Raw genomic sequence first — 16712 nt, 5'->3', positions numbered from 1 at the left:
TAACTGACGTACCGATTCAGTGCGAAAGAGCGACATCCCTATCACCGCCCAAATCATGGCATCCATGGGGAGTTTGCGTTTGCGCAAGGTGGCAACGCCGTTGGAAGCCAGGCAAGACTGGATAATATCGGGTTCCAGAACATCGGACAGCGATGCAAATTCGGTAAGGCGGTTGATTGACGTGCGTGCTAATGCTTCTGACAGTTCCATAAAAAAATCCGATGGCTTAATGGCTCATCGGATTCTTACATCTACACAGGATCGGTCAACCGATCAGGAAAATATTTCTTAACTGATCGGCATTACGCCTTGGCGGGATTTTTGCTTTTAAGGGTTACGATATTGTCAATCGTTGCCGGCTCTTTGCCGGATAGTTGCTAAAAATACCATCGACCCCATATTGCTGCATACGGTGGATATCGTCGCCTTGATCCACGGTATAAACATACACTTTTAACCCCCGTGCTTTAGCATCGTTAACAAAAGCCTGATTGATAAAGCTGACATCACAATTAACAGAGTAGGCTTGCAGCGCTTGGGCAAAGGCTGCGTAATCCAGTGGTAAACTTGCAGTTAGTGCGCCGGTTTTTAAATCTGGCCGTTGTTGTTTAATGACAGCGAGCAGATGATGGTTAAAAGAGGAAATAACCAAGCGTTGACTGTTAAAGTTAAGTTCACGCTCGGCTTTATCTAACAAAGCCAGTAGCGGAGCTGCGGTATTGTCGCCTTTTAGTTCGATGTTCAACCATAGCGAGTTGTGTTGTAAACGTTGCAATATCTGCCAAAGAGTAGGGATGCGTTCACCGCGGCCGGCGTCCAGCTGCATCAGCTGCGCTAAGCTGTACTGGTAAATACTACCGCTGCCGTTAGTGGTGCGAGCCAGATGATGATCATGAATAACGATAAGCTCGTTTTCAACGGCGAATACATCTATTTCAATAGCATCAGCACCCTGAGCTATAGCCTGATCAATAGCCAGCAGGGTGTTCTCCGGGTAGTCGCCGCTGGCGCCACGATGAGCAATGATTTGCATAAAAACGACCTCCATTTCTCTGCACGCTGTCTGCCTCTGCGTACATTTTTTCTGTAACACGCCATGAACCCTTCCTTGGGGCTCGATTCGGCCATCCAGGCCTGCAACGGTCACAGAAAAAAGCACATCCGTGTCAGCCAGTAAGGTGTTATATCACTTCCGTTCAGCAAAAGGCGCGCCCATGCGAGTGAGGGTGCCTGGCTGCTGATCGTCCAGGAAAGACAGCTTATCGGCAGCAAAAGCCAATACTACTGTTGAGCCTAACTTAAAGCGGCCCATCTCAGCGCCTTTTTCCAACGTAATGGCATTTTTTCCCTGTGCAGGATAGGTCCAACGAAATACATTTTTCCCTGCAGGGGGGGTTACTGTGCCGGCCCAAACCGTTTCAATGCTGGCTACAATAGTTGCACCCACCAACACCAGTGCCATTGGGCCCAGCTCGGTATCAAAAATGGTTACCACGCGCTCATTACGGGCAAATAAGTCGGGCACGTTTTCTGCGGTTAACGGGTTAACCGAGAATAAATCACCCGGCACATAAATCATCTGGCGCAAGGTGCCTGTAACGGGCATGTGAATACGATGGTAGTCTTTTGGCGCCAGATAAATAGTGGCAAAATCGCCACCGATAAAGGGTTCAGCACTAGCATTATCGCCACCGAGGAGAGCTTGTAGCGAGTAAGTGTGGTTTTTTGCCTGCACTAACTCGCCCTGAATGATTTCACCCAGCTGGCTAATACACCCATCTACCGGATGAGCAATAATATTGGCGTCGCTGGCTAATGGCCGGATACCGTCTTTTAATGGCCGGGTGAAAAATTCATTAAAGCTGGCGTAGTCTTGGGCGCGTTCAAATTGCGCTTCACGCATATCAATACCGTATGCTTTTATAAAGCGGTTAATGAGAAAATGAGTAAACCAACCCAATTTTGCTGCGGCCAGTTTGCCTACCAGGCGCGAAATTAAATGCTTTGGCATAATGTACTGCAGGGTAATTTTTAAATTATCCATTATATTTCCAATAATCAGTTAGTAGGTTAAAAATAATTCGGTTTATCCTGCGCCATGCTGGTGAGGATTTTTAAATAACTTTCGTAACGTTCGCTGCTGACATCGCCACTTTCTACTGCATGTTGTATGGCGCAGCCAGGGTCTGATATATGTTTACAGTCGCGAAACTTGCAGCGACCCAGCCAGGGCGTGAACTCGGTAAAACCGCGTGTCACCTCTTCAGCGCTTAGGTGCCACAGCGCAAATTCGCGAATACCCGGTGAGTCAATTAAATCACCGCCGTTGGGTAAATGGTACAGACGTGAGACTGTTGTTGTATGCTGACCAAGACCAGAATTCGCCGAGACGTCTTGTGTATGCGCTTCTAGCCCCGGCATTAAGCTATTCATCAAAGAAGATTTACCCACACCAGACTGACCTACGAATATGCTCGTGCCACTATGCAGATAGTCCAGCAGTTGTGTCATGCCTATACCACTTTTCGCACTTACCAGTAAAAAGTCATAGCCTAATGTCTGGTACAAAGCCAGTTGCTGTTCTAACGCGCTGTGCTCAGTTGCAGACAATAAATCGGCTTTGTTAATAACTAACAACGGTTTTATACCTGTAATTTCGGCGGCAACCAGGTAACGGTCAATAATGTTTAGCGATAGCGCAGGCAAAATAGCCGAGACGATAATCATCAGGTCAATATTCGCGGCAACCGGTTTTAACCCGTCATAAAAATCAGGCCGTAATAAAACTGAACTGCGTTCCTCTACCGCGTCAATAACCCCATCGATGCCACCGGTTGGGTGCAATGCCCTGCGCCACACTACGCGGTCCCCCGTGACTAATGACGCGACTGAACGGCGCATATTGCAACGCACTACGGCGCCGGCACTGTCTTCGACATCGGCGTGTTGGCCAAAGCGACTTAAGACCAAACCGGTTTCCACAGCGGCAAAGCTGGCATCATCAACGGATTCGACACCTTTGTTTTTGGCTACCCGCAGCCTTTTGTTCGCGTTATCTGTAATACGTTGTTGCTGGCGTTGGGTTAGATGTTTTTTCTTTGTCACGGTTGGCTGTTTTCGCTCTGATGTAAAGGATGCTATTACTGCTAAGCTTATGGCGTGTATGATACCCGTATTCTGTAAATGAACAAAGCAGCATGCTGCGTAAGGGCTTTCGATGAGTGTAAATAACAATAATTTAATCTGGATTGATCTGGAAATGACTGGATTAGAGCCAAAAACGGACGTTATTCTGGAAATGGCGACCATTGTAACCGACAGTCAGTTGAATATTCTGGCCGAAGGGCCGGTGTTTGCGATTAAACAACCTGATGATGTGCTGGATAACATGAGTGCGTGGTGTGTTGAGCAACATGGCAAAAGTGGTTTAACCGCGCGCTGTCGTGCCAGTACCGTAAGTTTGGCCGAAGCCGAACAACAGACTATCGCGTTTTTACAACAGTACGTTAGTGCGGGCAAATCACCCATGTGTGGCAATAGTATTGGCCAGGACCGGCGTTTTCTGGTGGAGTATGCTCCGGCACTGGAAGCGTTTTTTCATTACCGCAATTTAGATGTTAGCACTGTAAAAGAGTTAGCAAAACGGTGGCACCCTCAGGTGTTGGAGAGCGTACAAAAATCTGGCAGCCATTTAGCATTGGACGATATTCGTGAGTCAATTGCTGAATTAGTAACCTATCGCACGCATTTTTTCAAATTAGCGTAATAAAGTGCTTGCATAAGCCAACTGATTTTGTAAAATGCGCGCCATCACGACGCAACAGTGTCTGTTGATGCGAGTATAGCTCAGCTGGTAGAGCGCGACCTTGCCAAGGTCGAGGTCACGAGTTCGAACCTCGTTACTCGCTCCAAATTCGATAAAGAACGCACTTTGCGCAAGCTCAGTGCGTTTTTTATTTTCTGCGATATAGTTATTATACCTTACAAAGCGATACGGTTCTGTGGATGGTAGATTCTCCTTGTGTGCGAAATTGTTGCTTGGATCAACAGGATTGCTGTTTAGGTTGCGGCCGTAAAATAGACGAAATCATGGAATGGCATCAGGCAACTGACCTGCGTCGCCAGCAAATTCTAGTGCTTGCTGCAGCGCGGATGGCCGAAACGCATCAGCAAGTTTCTTTCAGGCGTCTCGGGGTAAACCCTTCTGAATAATGCGTACCAAGCGTTCTGTGCTTCGAGGCAATAACGATTCAGCCTGCCAGCCTTTGCGTTTTTGTTGAGCCAATGCCCAATGCACATGCTCTGCAACTAATTCGCTGCAGTGGTTTAATGCGTGTTGCAGTGCTTCAACAATGTCGGTGTGATAGGGCGCATTGCCAAGCGCAACAGCAATATTGCGCTGCCAGCGTTCATAGCCAATACGTCTTATTGCACTGCCCTCGGTGTTTGTTAAAAAGTCATGTTCTTGCCACGCAAACAGACTGAGTAGACTCTGGCTTTGCCATTGCGGCCGGCGTTGAAAATCACCTTCAATAGTGAGAGGCGCATCACGATTTTCCGGACATACTAACTGACAATCATCACATCCGTAGATACGATTGCCCAATAAGGGTCTGAATTCCTCCGGTATGGCGCCTTTGAGTTCAATGGTCAGGTACGAAATACATCGTCTGGCATCAACGATATAGGGTTCGACAATGGCACCTGTTGGACAGCTGGTAATACAGGCGACACAGTTGCCACAATTACCGTCGTGCGGAGAATCAACGGGGAGTGGTAAATTCACCAGCAATTCACCAAGAAAAAACCAGGAACCGGCTTCATGATTTAGTAACAAGCTGTGTTTACCCACCCAGCCAAGCCCTGCTTGTTGTGCCAGCGGGCGCTCTAAAATTGGCGCAGAATCGGTAAAGGGGCGATAGCCTAGTTCAGCCACGTGATGATTAATACGTTGTCCCAGCTGCTTTAAACGGTTACGTATTAACTTATGGTAGTCTCGTCCCAAGGCATAACGGCTGATATAGGCCTGGGTAGGATCGGCTAAATTGGTAGCAAAACCGGCCCCTTCTGGCAGGTAGTTCATCCGCACACTAAGCACGCGCAAGGTACCCGGCACGAGTTCAGCCGGTCTGGCCCGCAACATGCCGTGGTTAGCCATATAGTCCATTTCACCGTGATAACCTGCATCTAGCCACTGTTGTAGTTGCGCTTCTGCATCAGTAAGAGAAACGCCTGTAATACCCAGCTGTGCAAAACCGAGCTCTTGCGCCCAGAGTTTTATTTGTTGTGCCAGTGCGGCGTAATCCATAGTGGTACTAATTAGCCCAAACGTGGCATTAATTTAACATAGATGTTCTGGCTTAAGCTAACGGCTCGGCATAGTAAAACCCTAACGGCCGACTTTAGATATAACACACGGTTTTACTGGCTCAGCGCAGGTTAAATTTGTTAACATAGCACTGATTTAACAACCCTTATGACGAAGTGGTGACCGCAAGTGCAATATCAAGCTGAGTTAACAGATGAAGCTGCAACATTGTTGTTGGCACAGAAGGTAGCGAAATATGTGATGCCGGGACAGACCGTGTTTTTACATGGTGGTTTAGGCGCGGGTAAGACTACATTCAGTCGCGGGCTGTTAAATGCGCTGGGTCATACTGGTACGGTAAAAAGCCCAACCTATACCTTAGTTGAACCCTATCAGCTTGGGGCGTTAACGGTGTTTCACTTTGATCTTTACCGGGTGCGTGATGCCGAAGAATTAGAGTTTATGGGTATACGTGATTATTTTCGTCACGATACGTTATGCTTGATTGAATGGCCAGAACAGGGTATGGGTTATTTACCTGTGCCCGATCTCGACATACACTTAGTTTTTGAGTCTGAACATCGGCGGGTAACGCTTAGTGCAAATACCCTTGCTGGTTCCAATATAATAAAAGCCTTACTGGATGATGAAAAATAACAATTACAAAATCAAAGGCTGTTTACTGCTGTTCACGTTATTCAGCTTTATGGCTGTGGCGTCGAATCAGGTAAAAGGTGTGCGCGTATGGCCGTCACCCGATAATACCCGGGTGGTATTTGATATGGCTGCTGCGCCGGAGCATATTAGTTTTAGCCTGGATAACCCTGATCGCTTGGTTATCGATTTAAATAATACTACTGGCAGTAGTAGCTTGCCCCCGTTATCGGGCGAGTCAGCTTTAATTAAATCTATCCGTAGTAGCGGTGATGCGAACAAGATGCGCATTGTATTGGATTTAACCAAAGCGACTAAAGCCAACGTGTTTGCGCTGCCACCAACCCCTCCTTATGGCCACCGTTTAGTGGTTGATTTGCCCGACGATCAACCGGTAAGAAATCTGCCACCACCCTCTATTCGCGCTGCGCGGGATATTGTGGTTGCTATTGATGCGGGGCATGGCGGAGAAGACCCGGGATCTATTGGGCCTAGTGGCTTTTACGAAAAAAATATCACGTTGCCAATTGCCAAACAATTAGCACAGCTGATAGATCGTCAGCCAGGCATGAAGGCAATGATGGTCCGTACCAATGATTATTATCTTCACGTCAATAAGCGTACTGAAATCGCCCGAGGCCAGCAAGCTGACTTATTGGTTTCAATACATGCCGATGCCTTTACATCACCGCAGCCGCGTGGTGCGTCGGTATGGGTATTATCATTGCGTCGCGCAACCACTGAAGTAGGTCGTATGCTGGAGCAAACCGAGCGTCATTCCGAGCTACTGGGCGGTGTTGCTGAGATTATTAAAGATTCAGCCAATGAACGTTATCTGGCGCAAACCGTATTGGACTTGTCGATGAATCACTCCATGGTTACGGCTTATAAGGCGGCGAATGAAGTGTTGCAAGAGCTGGATAAAATTGCTTATTTACACAAAAGAGAACCGCAAGCAGCGAGTTTAGGTGTGCTGAAAGCGCCTGATATTCCTTCTATTTTGGTTGAGGTGGGGTTTATTTCCAACCCTAAAGAAGAAGCTTTACTAAAATCGGGTAGCCATCAGTCAAAACTGGCGACATCTTTGTTCACCGCGTTAAAGCGACATTTTGAAAAGGCGCCTCCTGCAGATTCGTTGTTTGCGATGCAACGGGCTAAAGAGCACCGGGTTAGCGCTGGCGAGTCTCTCTCTTTATTGGCACAGCGTTATAACGTCTCTGTGGATGAGTTACGTAATGTTAATCAGTTAACATCTGATAGCATTCGTATTGGTCAAACACTGCGGATACCCTAACAATGCCTATCCGTATCTTACCGCCGCAATTGGCTAACCAGATTGCGGCAGGTGAAGTTGTTGAACGTCCCGCGTCTGTCGTCAAAGAGTTAGTCGAGAACAGTTTGGACGCCGGTGCCGACCATATCGATATTGATATTGAAAAGGGGGGCAGTAAACTCATACGGGTACGTGACAATGGCAGTGGTATTGTTGAGCAAGAACTGGTGTTGGCTCTTAGCCGGCATGCTACAAGCAAAATTGCCGATTTAGACGATCTGGAAGCGATTAACAGCCTGGGCTTTCGCGGCGAAGCGTTGGCGAGTATCAGCTCGGTATCCAGACTAACATTGACCTCCCGTACAGCGGAACAAACTGCAGCGTGGCAAGCCAGCGCTGCAGGACGAGACATGCAGGTTGATATTCGCCCGGCGGCTCATCCTACCGGTACCAGTATTGAAGTGTTGGATCTGTTTTTTAATACGCCCGCACGGCGTAAGTTCTTGCGCACCGATAAAACCGAGTTTGGCCATATCGATGAGCTGGTTAAGCGCCTGGCATTAAGCCGCTACGATGTAAGCTGGCAATTGACACATAATGGTCAGAGTGTACGTCGTTTGAAAGCCGCCGTAACTGCAGAGCAGCGTCAAAAACGTGTTGCCACACTGTGTGGCCGTGCTTTTGCTGAACACGCCGCCTTTATTGAAAACCAGTACGGTGACGTAAAAATTTGGGGCTGGATTGTGGCGCCTGGCGCATGCTCAGCTCAGTTACAGTGTCAGTACAGCTATGTTAACGGTCGGATGATGCGGGATAAATTACTGAACCATGCCATTCGCCAGGCCTATGCCGATACCTTACAGCCAGAGCAACAGCCCGCTTTTGTATTGTATTTAGAACTGGACCCGCGCCAAGTTGATGTTAACGTGCATCCGGCTAAGCATGAAGTGCGTTTTCATCAGGCCAGATTAATTCATGATTTTGTCGTGTCAGCACTAACCGATGCCTTATCACAGTTAACACCCCACCCAGAATTAAGCGCTGCTTTACCCGCAGAGCATAGCGTGCAAGAACCAGTGGCGCCCTCGTACCAACAGCAAAATAGTCGTGACCATCGTGGTCAGAGCAATTATCGGCAGCCGTCAGCTGGGCGAACATCGGCTGGTGCTGTCAACAGAGAATTGTCATATTGGCAACAGTCACAGGCAGCGGCCGAGCAGGTTAGCGCTCAAAGTATTAAGGCTTCGCCGCCGCAAGAAGATATAGCCAGTGTGCAACCGCTTATTGCTGCCAATCGTTATGTGTTGCGCCAACAAGACGACACCATACTGGTAATTGATCTGGTCCCTACGTTAGTGGCGTACTTTAAAGCACACCGCCAGCAACCGATGCCAATATTGTTGCCGCAACGTATTACGGTCAGTGCTGCGCAGCTAGCACGACTAACTGAGCAGGCTGAACAGTTTAGCCTGGCGGGTTTTGACATGTTGTTGAACGATCAGACTTTGATAATACGCGCAGTGCCAGGCTGGTTGCGACACACAGTGATAAGCCAATGGTTACCCGAGTGGCTTGATAAGCTAAGTCTGACGCCAGAGCTCGACGTAGTAACACCGCTATTGGCAATGCTACTTAATGCTAATAGGGTGATGGCCTCAGCAGTGTTAAACTCGGTTCCACAGGTTTTGGAAGCAAGCCAGTATTGGGTAAGTACACCACTACAGCTTGATGCTACCCTGTGTGTGTTATCGGAGCAGAGCTCATGACGCCAGCCTCAAATGGAGTGATTTTTTTAATGGGGCCAACGGCCTCAGGTAAAACAGCTCTGGCGACCGAATTATATAAACAATTACCGGTAGAACTCATTAGTGTTGATAGTGCGCTGGTATACCGTGGAATGGATATTGGAACGGCCAAGCCTACAGCTGCAGAGCTAGCGCTGGCACCACATCACCTTATTGATATTATTGACCCGGCACAGAGTTATTCTGCTGCAGATTTCAGAGCGGATACGATCAGGTTAGTTGCGGAAATTAAACATCGTGGTAACATTCCAGTTTTGGTTGGCGGAACCATGCTGTATTTCAAGGCTTTGCTGGACGGCATTTCGCCATTACCTGAAGCGGATAGTACAGTACGGCAGCAACTTGAGCTAGAGGCCGCAAAGTTAGGGTGGGCTGCGTTACATGCAGAACTGGCAAAAGTTGATGCTGTTTCTGCCCAACGGATCCATCCCAATGATCCTCAGCGTATAAACCGCGCACTTGAGGTGTATAGAATTACCGGACGTAGTTTGACCGAATTAACTGCAGAAAAAGGGGAACCTTTTGCTTTTCCTGTGTACCAATTCGCTATAGCGCCAGTAGAGAGAGCCGTTCTGCATCAGCGTATCGCAGAGCGTTTTGAACAGATGTTGAGAGCAGGTTTCGAAGCTGAAGTGGTTGCTTTGCGACAAAGAGGCGATTTACATGCGGATTTGCCTTCAATGCGTTGTGTGGGCTATCGACAAATGTGGCAATATTTGGATGGTGAATGCAGTTATGCACAAATGACAGAGCGCGGAATTGCTGCAACACGTCAGTTGGCAAAGCGGCAGCTTACCTGGTTACGAGGTTGGCAAGAACTAAAATGGTTAAAAAGCGACGCATCGTTGGAGGAAAACTTGCAAGCCGTTTTATCTTCGCTAAGCTAAACAAGTTAAAGAAAAAGATGTTTTAACAACTTGAAATAAAAAAAATAATACCTATATAAGTCGGACTAATAAAAAAAGGAAAGCGGCACATGGCAAAGGGCCAATCTTTACAAGACCCATTTTTGAACACCTTGAGACGGGAACGTATTCCAGTATCAATTTATTTGGTGAATGGTATTAAACTTCAGGGTCAAATCGAATCTTTCGATCAGTTCGTTATTCTGCTGAAAAATACGGTGAGTCAGATGGTATATAAACATGCTATCTCTACTGTAGTGCCGGCTCGCGCCGTGAATACTATGGTGGTTCACAATAATGGCCAGAGTGACGAAGACGACACAGAATAACATTAGGGGTTGTTCGCTTGTCTGACATTAACGTTATTCCGGAACAAGCGATCCTTGTCCATGTTAATTTTTCCCAGCACCACACCAGCGAAGATTTGAGTGAGCTCAAACTGCTGGTGTCGTCGGCTGGTGTTGAGTGTGTGCAAGTTGTGACGGCAAGTCGCAGTGCACCCGATGCAAAATTTTTTATTGGTTCTGGCAAAGCAAATGAAGTGGCAGAGCTGGTCGAGCAAACGCAGGCTACGGTAGTGATATTTAATCACTCTCTGAGCCCGGCACAAACCCGTAATCTTGAACGACAATGCTTATGCCGGGTTATTGACCGTACCACGCTTATTTTGGATATATTTGCGCAGCGCGCACGTACTTTCGAAGGCAAGCTGCAAGTTGAACTGGCGCAATTACAGCATTTGGCATCGCGCTTGGTGCGGGGTTGGGATAGTTTAGACCGGCAAAAAGGGGGGATTGGTTTACGTGGCCCAGGTGAAACCCAACTAGAAACCGATAGGCGTTTACTGCGTGAACGCGTTAAAGCGTTGCAAACCCGGTTAGCTAAATTGGAAAAGCAACGCGAGCAAGGGCGCCGCTCACGTCAACGGGCAGAAGTACCGGTGGTATCTGTGGTTGGATATACCAATGCAGGTAAATCGACGTTGTTTAATCGGATGACTCATGCTGATGTCTATGCGGCAGATCAACTGTTCGCGACGTTAGACCCCACCCTACGTAAGCTCAAATTAAAAGGTGTCGGCGAGATAATCTTGGCTGACACCGTAGGCTTTATCCGGCATTTACCCCACGACCTGGTGGCAGCATTTAAATCTACATTGCAAGAAACCCGTGACGCGGATTTACAGTTGCATGTGGTTGATGTTGCTGACCCACGCAAAGATAACAATATGCAGCAAGTTGCTGCTGTACTTGAAGAAATAGACGCTGATCAGCTGCCGCAGTTAATCGTTTTCAATAAAATTGACCTGCTTGAGCAAGCGCCACGTATTGAATATAACGAATACGGCCAACCAACCGCAGTGTTTTTGTCTGCAGCAAAGGGTCTTGGCGTTGATTTGTTAGAGCAAGCCTTGTCTCAGCTGTTATCAGAACGCTTTATTGACATGGTATTGTTATTGCCGCCTCATAAAGCGGCATGGCGGGCACGTTTTCATCAACTGCATTGCATTGTTTCGGAACGGTTTGATGACGATGGAAACTGCGAGTTGACCTTAAAACTGAGTGAATCAGTTTGGCAACGCTGTATTAAGCAATCGGACGGCGTGTTGGAAAACTATGTCGTCAGCACGGCAGTTATTTGATACATTAACCCTTATTTTATAACTTAGAACGGAGTAGAGCATGGCTTGGAATGAGCCCGGCAATAATGGCAAAAACAACGACCCTTGGAAGCAAGGCGGTCGTGATCAAGGCCCACCCGATCTGGATGAAGTATTTCGCAACTTCGGTAAAAAGTTCGGTGGGATCTTCGGCGGTGGAAAATCATCTGGTGGTGACAGTAACGGCGGCGTAACAGCGGCATTTATGCTGGTATTAATCGTTGCCGCACTGGTTTGGGCTTTTAGTGGCTTTTACACTATTCAAACTGCAGAACGCGGCGTGATTTTACGTTTTGGTCAGTACCATAGTGAAGTAACAGCCGGTATTCACTGGAAACCGACTTTTGTTGATACGGTTATCCCAATCGACGTCGACGAAGTTCGTACACTGCGTACCGATGGCTTTATGCTGACGCAGGATCAGAATCTGGTCCGGGTGACGTTTGAAGTGCAGTATAAAGTGCTAGACCCAATGTTATACCTGTTTTCTGTTGTTGATGCAGACAACAGCTTGAAAGAAGCGACAGACTCGGCGTTACGTTTTGTTATCGGCCATTCTATTATGGACGACGTATTAACCCGCGGCCGGGAAGTGGTGCGTCAAAGCACTCGAGCAGAGCTAGAGGCCATAATCGAGCCCTACAAGTTGGGTTTAAGTGTGGTTGATGTTTACTTCCGTGATGCACGGCCACCAGAAGAAGTTCGCGCTGCTTTTGATGATGCTATTTCTGCACAGGAAGATCAGGAACGCTTTGTTAAAGAAGCAGATGCCTATGCCCGTGAAATTGAACCGCGCGCTCGTGGTCAGGTCAACCGTGTTATGCAGGAAGCCGAAGCCTACAAACAGCAAATTGTGTTAAAGGCACAAGGTGAAGTGGCCCGCTTTGAGAAACTATTACCTGAATACATCGCAGCACCTAAGGTAACGCGTGATCGCATGTACATTGAGACGATGGAACAAGTGTATAGCAATACGTCTAAAGTGCTTGTTGATGTGAAAAATGGCAATAATATCATGTATCTTCCTCTTGATAAGATGATGAATGGTCAAGGCGGAATGACAGAACGCAGTCAACCAGCAACGCTTTCTTCACCGCGTACTCAGTTAGATAGTAATAATACTGAGCCAAGACAAAACACTGCCCGTGGCAGTGAACCGCGCAGTGGTAGGGGGTAAGGTATGAAAAATTTTCTAGTTGCTATTTTGGTTGTAGTGGGCGTTATCGTTGTATCTTCTTTATTTGTTGTACCAGAAGGGCAGCGCGCTATTGTAATTCAGTTTGGTAAAATCCAGGAAGACGCTGAAAACAACGTTAAAGTGTTTTCACCTGGCTTGCATATAAAGTTACCGTTTATTGAAGATGTTAAAATGTTTGATGCTCGGGTGCAGACTTTAGATGACCCTGCTGATCGCTTCGTAACGGCTGAAAAGAAAGATTTATTAGTCGACAGTTATGTAAAATGGCGTATTCGCGATTTTGGTGCCTATTACGTTGCAACGCGCGGCGGTAATAAGGCGCAAGCAGAAGCTCGTCTTAAAGGCATTATTAACAACGGCCTTCGTTCTGAATTTGGTGCCCGGACAATTAAAGAAATTGTCTCTGGTGAGCGTACGCAGCTGATGGAAGGAGCCTTGTCTCAGGTTGCGGCATCTGCAAACGAGTTTGGTATTGAAGTTATTGACGTTCGCGTAAAGCAAATTAACTTACCGAACGAAATCAGTAATTCTATTTTTGCCCGTATGCGAGCAGAGCGCCAAGCTGTAGCGCGCGAACACCGTTCAAAAGGTATGGAAGAAGCAGAGATTATTCGGGCTGACGTTGATGCGCGTGTCACGGTAATGGTTGCAGATGCTGAACGTAATTCACGTACCGTACGTGGTGATGGTGATGCTCTGGCAGCGAAAGTCTATGCGGATGCCTACAATAAAAACCCTGAGTTCTTCTCTTTCGTACGCAGTATGGAAGCGTATAAAAAGAGCTTTGATAGTAAGAATGATGTGTTAGTTGTACAACCGGATAACGACTTCTTTAAATATATGAAGTCAGACAAAGTACAGAACTGACAATAATCCATTTTAAAAAGGCCCGTTAGGGCCTTTTTTGTCAAAATAGCTAGCGGAGCAGCCATGTACCAGCAGTTTTATCAGCGCTTTTTGCAGGAAAACAAAGGCAAACAACATTTTGCTTGCCATTCTCACCACTATTGGCCAGATGTTACCCGCGAGGCAATGTTGGAGTACTGGGACGATACTGCCCGTTTAGTTGATGACAAATGGCATTACATTTTTGGCGAAAAAGTGCCACAAACGCAGCAATTAATCGCTGATATATTGCAGTTACCTCAGCCTGAGCAGCTGGTATTTGCGCCAAATACGCATGAACTGGTAATGCGCTTATTAAGTTGCTTTGATTTACGCAAGCCACTACGAATTTTAACAACTGACAGTGAGTTTTATAGCTTTACAAGGCAGGTTAAACGGTTGTCAGAATATGACAATGTGCAGGTTGATATTATCCCCACACAACCTTTTGATAGTTTTGAACAGCGCTTTGTTGCTGCCGCAGCCAGTCAACCTTACCAGCTGATATTTTGCAGCCAGGTGTTTTTCAATTCTGGTGTCGCATTAACAGATTTAACCACTTTTGTGCTGCAGTTAGCGGCCGGTAGCGACGCCATGATCGCCATTGATGGCTATCATGGTTTCATGGCACTTCCTACCGATTTGTCGACCATTGCTGAACGGATATTTTATTTGTCTGGAAGTTATAAATATGCGCAGGGTGGTGAAGGATGTTGTTTTATGTCGGTGCCATTAGGCAACAGTGACCGCCCGTTATACACCGGCTGGTTTGCTGAATTTGGTACCTTAGCGGCTGAAAAATCAGCGACCGTTTTGTACAGCGAAGATGGTTATCGTTTTGCCGGTGCAACGATGGACTTCACCGCGCTGTATCGTCTTAATGCGGTGCTACGTTTATTTAAACAGCAAGGTATTAGTGTGGGACGTATTCATCAGTATGTACAACAGCTACAGCAGGCTTTTCTAACAAAGTTAGCTAGCCTTAATCATCCTCAGTTAAATGTGGATAAACTACTCAGTAAAGACCTTAGTTGTCATGGGCATTTTTTAACTTTTCGCTGTGGCAGCGCCGCCGAGGTCGCTGACTTGGCAAAAACGTTGAAGCTTAGCGGTATTGAAACAGATTATCGTGGTGATCGTTTGCGTTTTGGTTTTGCGTTGTATCACAACAGTGACGAGTATGACCTAAGCTGCTTGCGATAGGGTAGCGTTTAACTTGTTGAATAAAAACTATAAAATCTGCCGCTGATAAAAAAGCGGCTTTTTTTCATCCAGACGGCTGAAACTTGCTTACCAATTTGGTAGAATCCCCGCCTAATTTTTCCCATGATGTAGGAACCATGGCCAAAAACGTCGTAGTGCTCGGCACCCAATGGGGTGACGAAGGTAAAGGTAAAATCGTCGATTTATTAACAGACAAAGCAAGCTTTGTTGTGCGCTATCAGGGCGGACACAATGCTGGCCATACGTTGGTTATCGATGGTGAAAAAACCGTATTGCATTTAATTCCATCGGGCATTTTACGTGCAAACGTCAAATGCGTCATTGGTAATGGTGTAGTGTTATCACCTGAAGCGTTCTTAAAGGAAATGACCATGCTGGAGCAGCGTGGCGTACCGGTTAAAGAGCGTTTACTTTTGAGTGAAGCCTGTCCGCTTATTTTGCCGTTCCACGTTGAATTGGACAAAGCACGTGAGCTGGCGCGTGGTGATAAACCTATCGGTACCACGGGTCGTGGTATTGGCCCCGCGTATGAAGATAAAGTTGCCCGTCGCGGTTTGCGTGTCGGCGATTTGTTTAATCCTGAACTGTTTGCTGAAAAGTTAAAAACAGTAATGGATTTGCATAACTTTACGCTGACTCAGTACTACAAAGTGCCTGCCGTTGATTATCAAACGACTTTGGACAATGCTTTGGCCATTGCTGAGATACTTAAACCGCTAGTGGTTGACGTTACAGAATTACTTGACCGTGCTCGTAAAGCTGGCCAGGAAATTATGTTTGAGGGCGCCCAGGGCACCTTGTTGGATATTGACCATGGCACCTACCCATACGTTACATCGTCCAATACGACAGCGGGTGGTGTTGCCACAGGTGCCGGTTTTGGACCTCGTTACATTGACTATGTGCTGGGTATCGTCAAAGCCTATACCACGCGTGTTGGTTCTGGTCCGTTTCCAACGGAGCTCGATTGTGCTGTTGGTGAACACCTTGGTGTCAAAGGCCATGAGTTTGGTGCTACCACAGGCCGTAAGCGCCGTTGTGGCTGGTTTGATGCCGTCGCGGTGAAACGTGCTGTGCAGTTAAATAGCATTTCAGGCTTCTGTTTAACCAAGCTTGACGTGTTGGATGGCCTGGATACCATAAAAATTTGTATTGGCTATAAAGACGCCGCAGGCAATGTCACTGAAGTGCCACCTTTGGCGGCTGAAGGCTATGATCTGGTTACACCGGTTTATGAAGAATTACCTGGTTGGCATGACAGCACCTTTGGTGTGCAGACACTGGCGCAATTGCCTCAAGCTGCGCGTAACTATATCAGCCGCTTAGAGCAGTTGACCGGTGTACCGGTTGATATTGTGTCTACCGGGCCAGATCGGGTACAGACTATAGTGTTGCGTCATCCGTTTGCTTGACGACATCTAAATACTAAGTTAGAACGTATAAAAAACGCTGCCTACAGGTTAATGCCGTTCACTTAAGGTGAGCGGCATTTTTACTTTTAGCCACCGGGTAGCGATTTTTCGATACCTTTAGCGTCCTTGGATAACTGCGTTCTCGCTTTCCTTCAAGCTTGAATTGACTGGCATTTTTTTCTATTTCCAAGATGAATCCGGGCACATTACCCGGCGCATAAATTGGCATCAGAGTGAGCTTGTGGATGATGTGCGATGAGGCATCTCTAAAGCTCAGTTGGTTTGGGAATACACTTTTAAGGGACTTGGCCATCAATACCATTTTGTATCGAATTAAATTGTAAGCGAGCAACACCCCCCATAGCTCCTGCCGGATAAGCTCTGGCAG

The 16712-nt window shown here is 47.0% G+C and carries 17 protein-coding genes, 1 tRNA gene and 1 pseudogene; 13 read left to right on the top strand and 6 right to left on the bottom strand.

The window, feature by feature from the left end; genetic code table 11:
- From H595_RS22775 to rsgA, 4 genes are all read right to left on the bottom strand, one after another.
- Positions 1-210 (bottom strand): transposase domain-containing protein (locus H595_RS22775; protein WP_037055214.1); only part of this gene is annotated, 210 nt, incomplete at its 3' end.
- A 124-nt stretch (positions 211-334) separates the two neighbouring features.
- Complete coding sequence (locus tag H595_RS0117715) at positions 335-1033, bottom strand: glycerophosphodiester phosphodiesterase (RefSeq protein WP_027672392.1); 699 nt, start codon at positions 1031-1033, stop codon at positions 335-337.
- 153 nt (positions 1034-1186) lie between these two features.
- Entirely contained in the window at positions 1187-2044 is an 858-nt protein-coding gene (asd, locus tag H595_RS0117710; protein ID WP_027672391.1) for an archaetidylserine decarboxylase, read from the bottom strand.
- A gap of 26 nt (positions 2045-2070) precedes the next feature.
- Positions 2071-3105: a small ribosomal subunit biogenesis GTPase RsgA gene (gene rsgA / locus H595_RS0117705; RefSeq protein WP_027672390.1), complete on the bottom strand. Its 1035-nt coding sequence runs from the start codon at positions 3103-3105 to the stop codon at positions 2071-2073.
- A 112-nt stretch (positions 3106-3217) separates the two neighbouring features.
- Between rsgA and orn the strand changes: the two genes are divergently transcribed.
- The 3 genes from orn to H595_RS23955 all read left to right on the top strand — a co-directional run bounded on the left by orn (position 3218) and on the right by H595_RS23955 (position 4212).
- Positions 3218-3766 carry an oligoribonuclease gene (orn, locus tag H595_RS0117700; RefSeq protein ID WP_027672389.1) on the top strand — a complete coding sequence of 183 codons (549 nt, stop codon included), beginning with the start codon at positions 3218-3220 and terminating at the stop codon, positions 3764-3766.
- Positions 3767-3835: 69 nt separating this feature from the next.
- Positions 3836-3911 (top strand) — tRNA-Gly (locus H595_RS0117695).
- A 94-nt stretch (positions 3912-4005) separates the two neighbouring features.
- Positions 4006-4212, top strand: coding sequence for a DUF1289 domain-containing protein (locus H595_RS23955; RefSeq protein WP_084153640.1), 207 nt, complete (start codon positions 4006-4008; stop codon positions 4210-4212).
- Here H595_RS23955 and queG read toward each other — a convergent pair.
- Complete coding sequence (queG, locus tag H595_RS0117690; RefSeq protein ID WP_027672388.1) at positions 4181-5308, bottom strand: tRNA epoxyqueuosine(34) reductase QueG; 1128 nt, start codon at positions 5306-5308, stop codon at positions 4181-4183. The genes H595_RS23955 and queG overlap by 32 nt on opposite strands.
- A 189-nt stretch (positions 5309-5497) precedes the next feature.
- On the opposite strand from queG, the gene tsaE reads away from it, so the two are divergent.
- The 10 genes from tsaE (at position 5498) to H595_RS0117640 (ending at position 16324) form a co-directional block, all read left to right on the top strand.
- Entirely contained in the window at positions 5498-5965 is a 468-nt protein-coding gene (gene tsaE, locus H595_RS0117685) for a tRNA (adenosine(37)-N6)-threonylcarbamoyltransferase complex ATPase subunit type 1 TsaE (RefSeq protein ID WP_027672387.1), read from the top strand.
- Complete coding sequence (locus tag H595_RS0117680) at positions 5952-7256, top strand: N-acetylmuramoyl-L-alanine amidase (protein WP_240474931.1); 1305 nt, start codon at positions 5952-5954, stop codon at positions 7254-7256. Before tsaE ends, H595_RS0117680 begins: the two co-directional genes overlap by 14 nt.
- Before the next feature lie 2 nt (positions 7257-7258).
- Positions 7259-9001, top strand: a complete 1743-nt coding sequence (gene mutL, locus H595_RS0117675; protein ID WP_027672385.1) for a DNA mismatch repair endonuclease MutL — start codon at positions 7259-7261, stop codon at positions 8999-9001.
- Positions 8998-9927, top strand: a complete 930-nt coding sequence (gene miaA, locus H595_RS0117670) for a tRNA (adenosine(37)-N6)-dimethylallyltransferase MiaA (protein WP_027672384.1) — start codon at positions 8998-9000, stop codon at positions 9925-9927. The genes mutL and miaA overlap by 4 nt, the downstream gene beginning before the upstream one ends.
- Positions 9928-10016: 89 nt before the next feature.
- On the top strand, positions 10017-10274 hold the full coding sequence (hfq, locus tag H595_RS0117665; protein ID WP_027672383.1) for an RNA chaperone Hfq: 258 nt from the start codon (positions 10017-10019) through the stop codon (positions 10272-10274).
- 17 nt (positions 10275-10291) lie between these two features.
- Positions 10292-11587, top strand: coding sequence for a ribosome rescue GTPase HflX (gene hflX, locus H595_RS0117660; protein ID WP_027672382.1), 1296 nt, complete (start codon positions 10292-10294; stop codon positions 11585-11587).
- A gap of 40 nt (positions 11588-11627) precedes the next feature.
- Complete coding sequence (gene hflK / locus H595_RS0117655) at positions 11628-12782, top strand: FtsH protease activity modulator HflK (RefSeq protein ID WP_027672381.1); 1155 nt, start codon at positions 11628-11630, stop codon at positions 12780-12782.
- 3 nt (positions 12783-12785) lie between these two features.
- A complete protein-coding gene (gene hflC / locus H595_RS0117650) occupies positions 12786-13670 on the top strand; it encodes a protease modulator HflC (RefSeq protein ID WP_027672380.1) in 885 nt (294 codons plus the stop codon).
- Positions 13671-13733: 63 nt separating this feature from the next.
- Complete coding sequence (locus H595_RS0117645; RefSeq protein ID WP_027672379.1) at positions 13734-14891, top strand: aminotransferase class V-fold PLP-dependent enzyme; 1158 nt, start codon at positions 13734-13736, stop codon at positions 14889-14891.
- A 137-nt stretch (positions 14892-15028) separates the two neighbouring features.
- Positions 15029-16324, top strand: a complete 1296-nt coding sequence (locus tag H595_RS0117640) for an adenylosuccinate synthase (RefSeq protein WP_027672378.1) — start codon at positions 15029-15031, stop codon at positions 16322-16324.
- Between the two features lie 58 nt (positions 16325-16382).
- On the opposite strand, the pseudogene H595_RS24295 reads toward H595_RS0117640, so the two are convergent.
- A pseudogene (locus tag H595_RS24295) lies at positions 16383-16712 on the bottom strand (IS4 family transposase); the annotation flags it as partial.

This window comes from Rheinheimera baltica DSM 14885, assembly GCF_000425345.1.
Lineage (GTDB): Bacteria > Pseudomonadota > Gammaproteobacteria > Enterobacterales > Alteromonadaceae > Alishewanella > Alishewanella baltica.
This window is presented reverse-complemented; position numbering and strand designations above follow the sequence as displayed.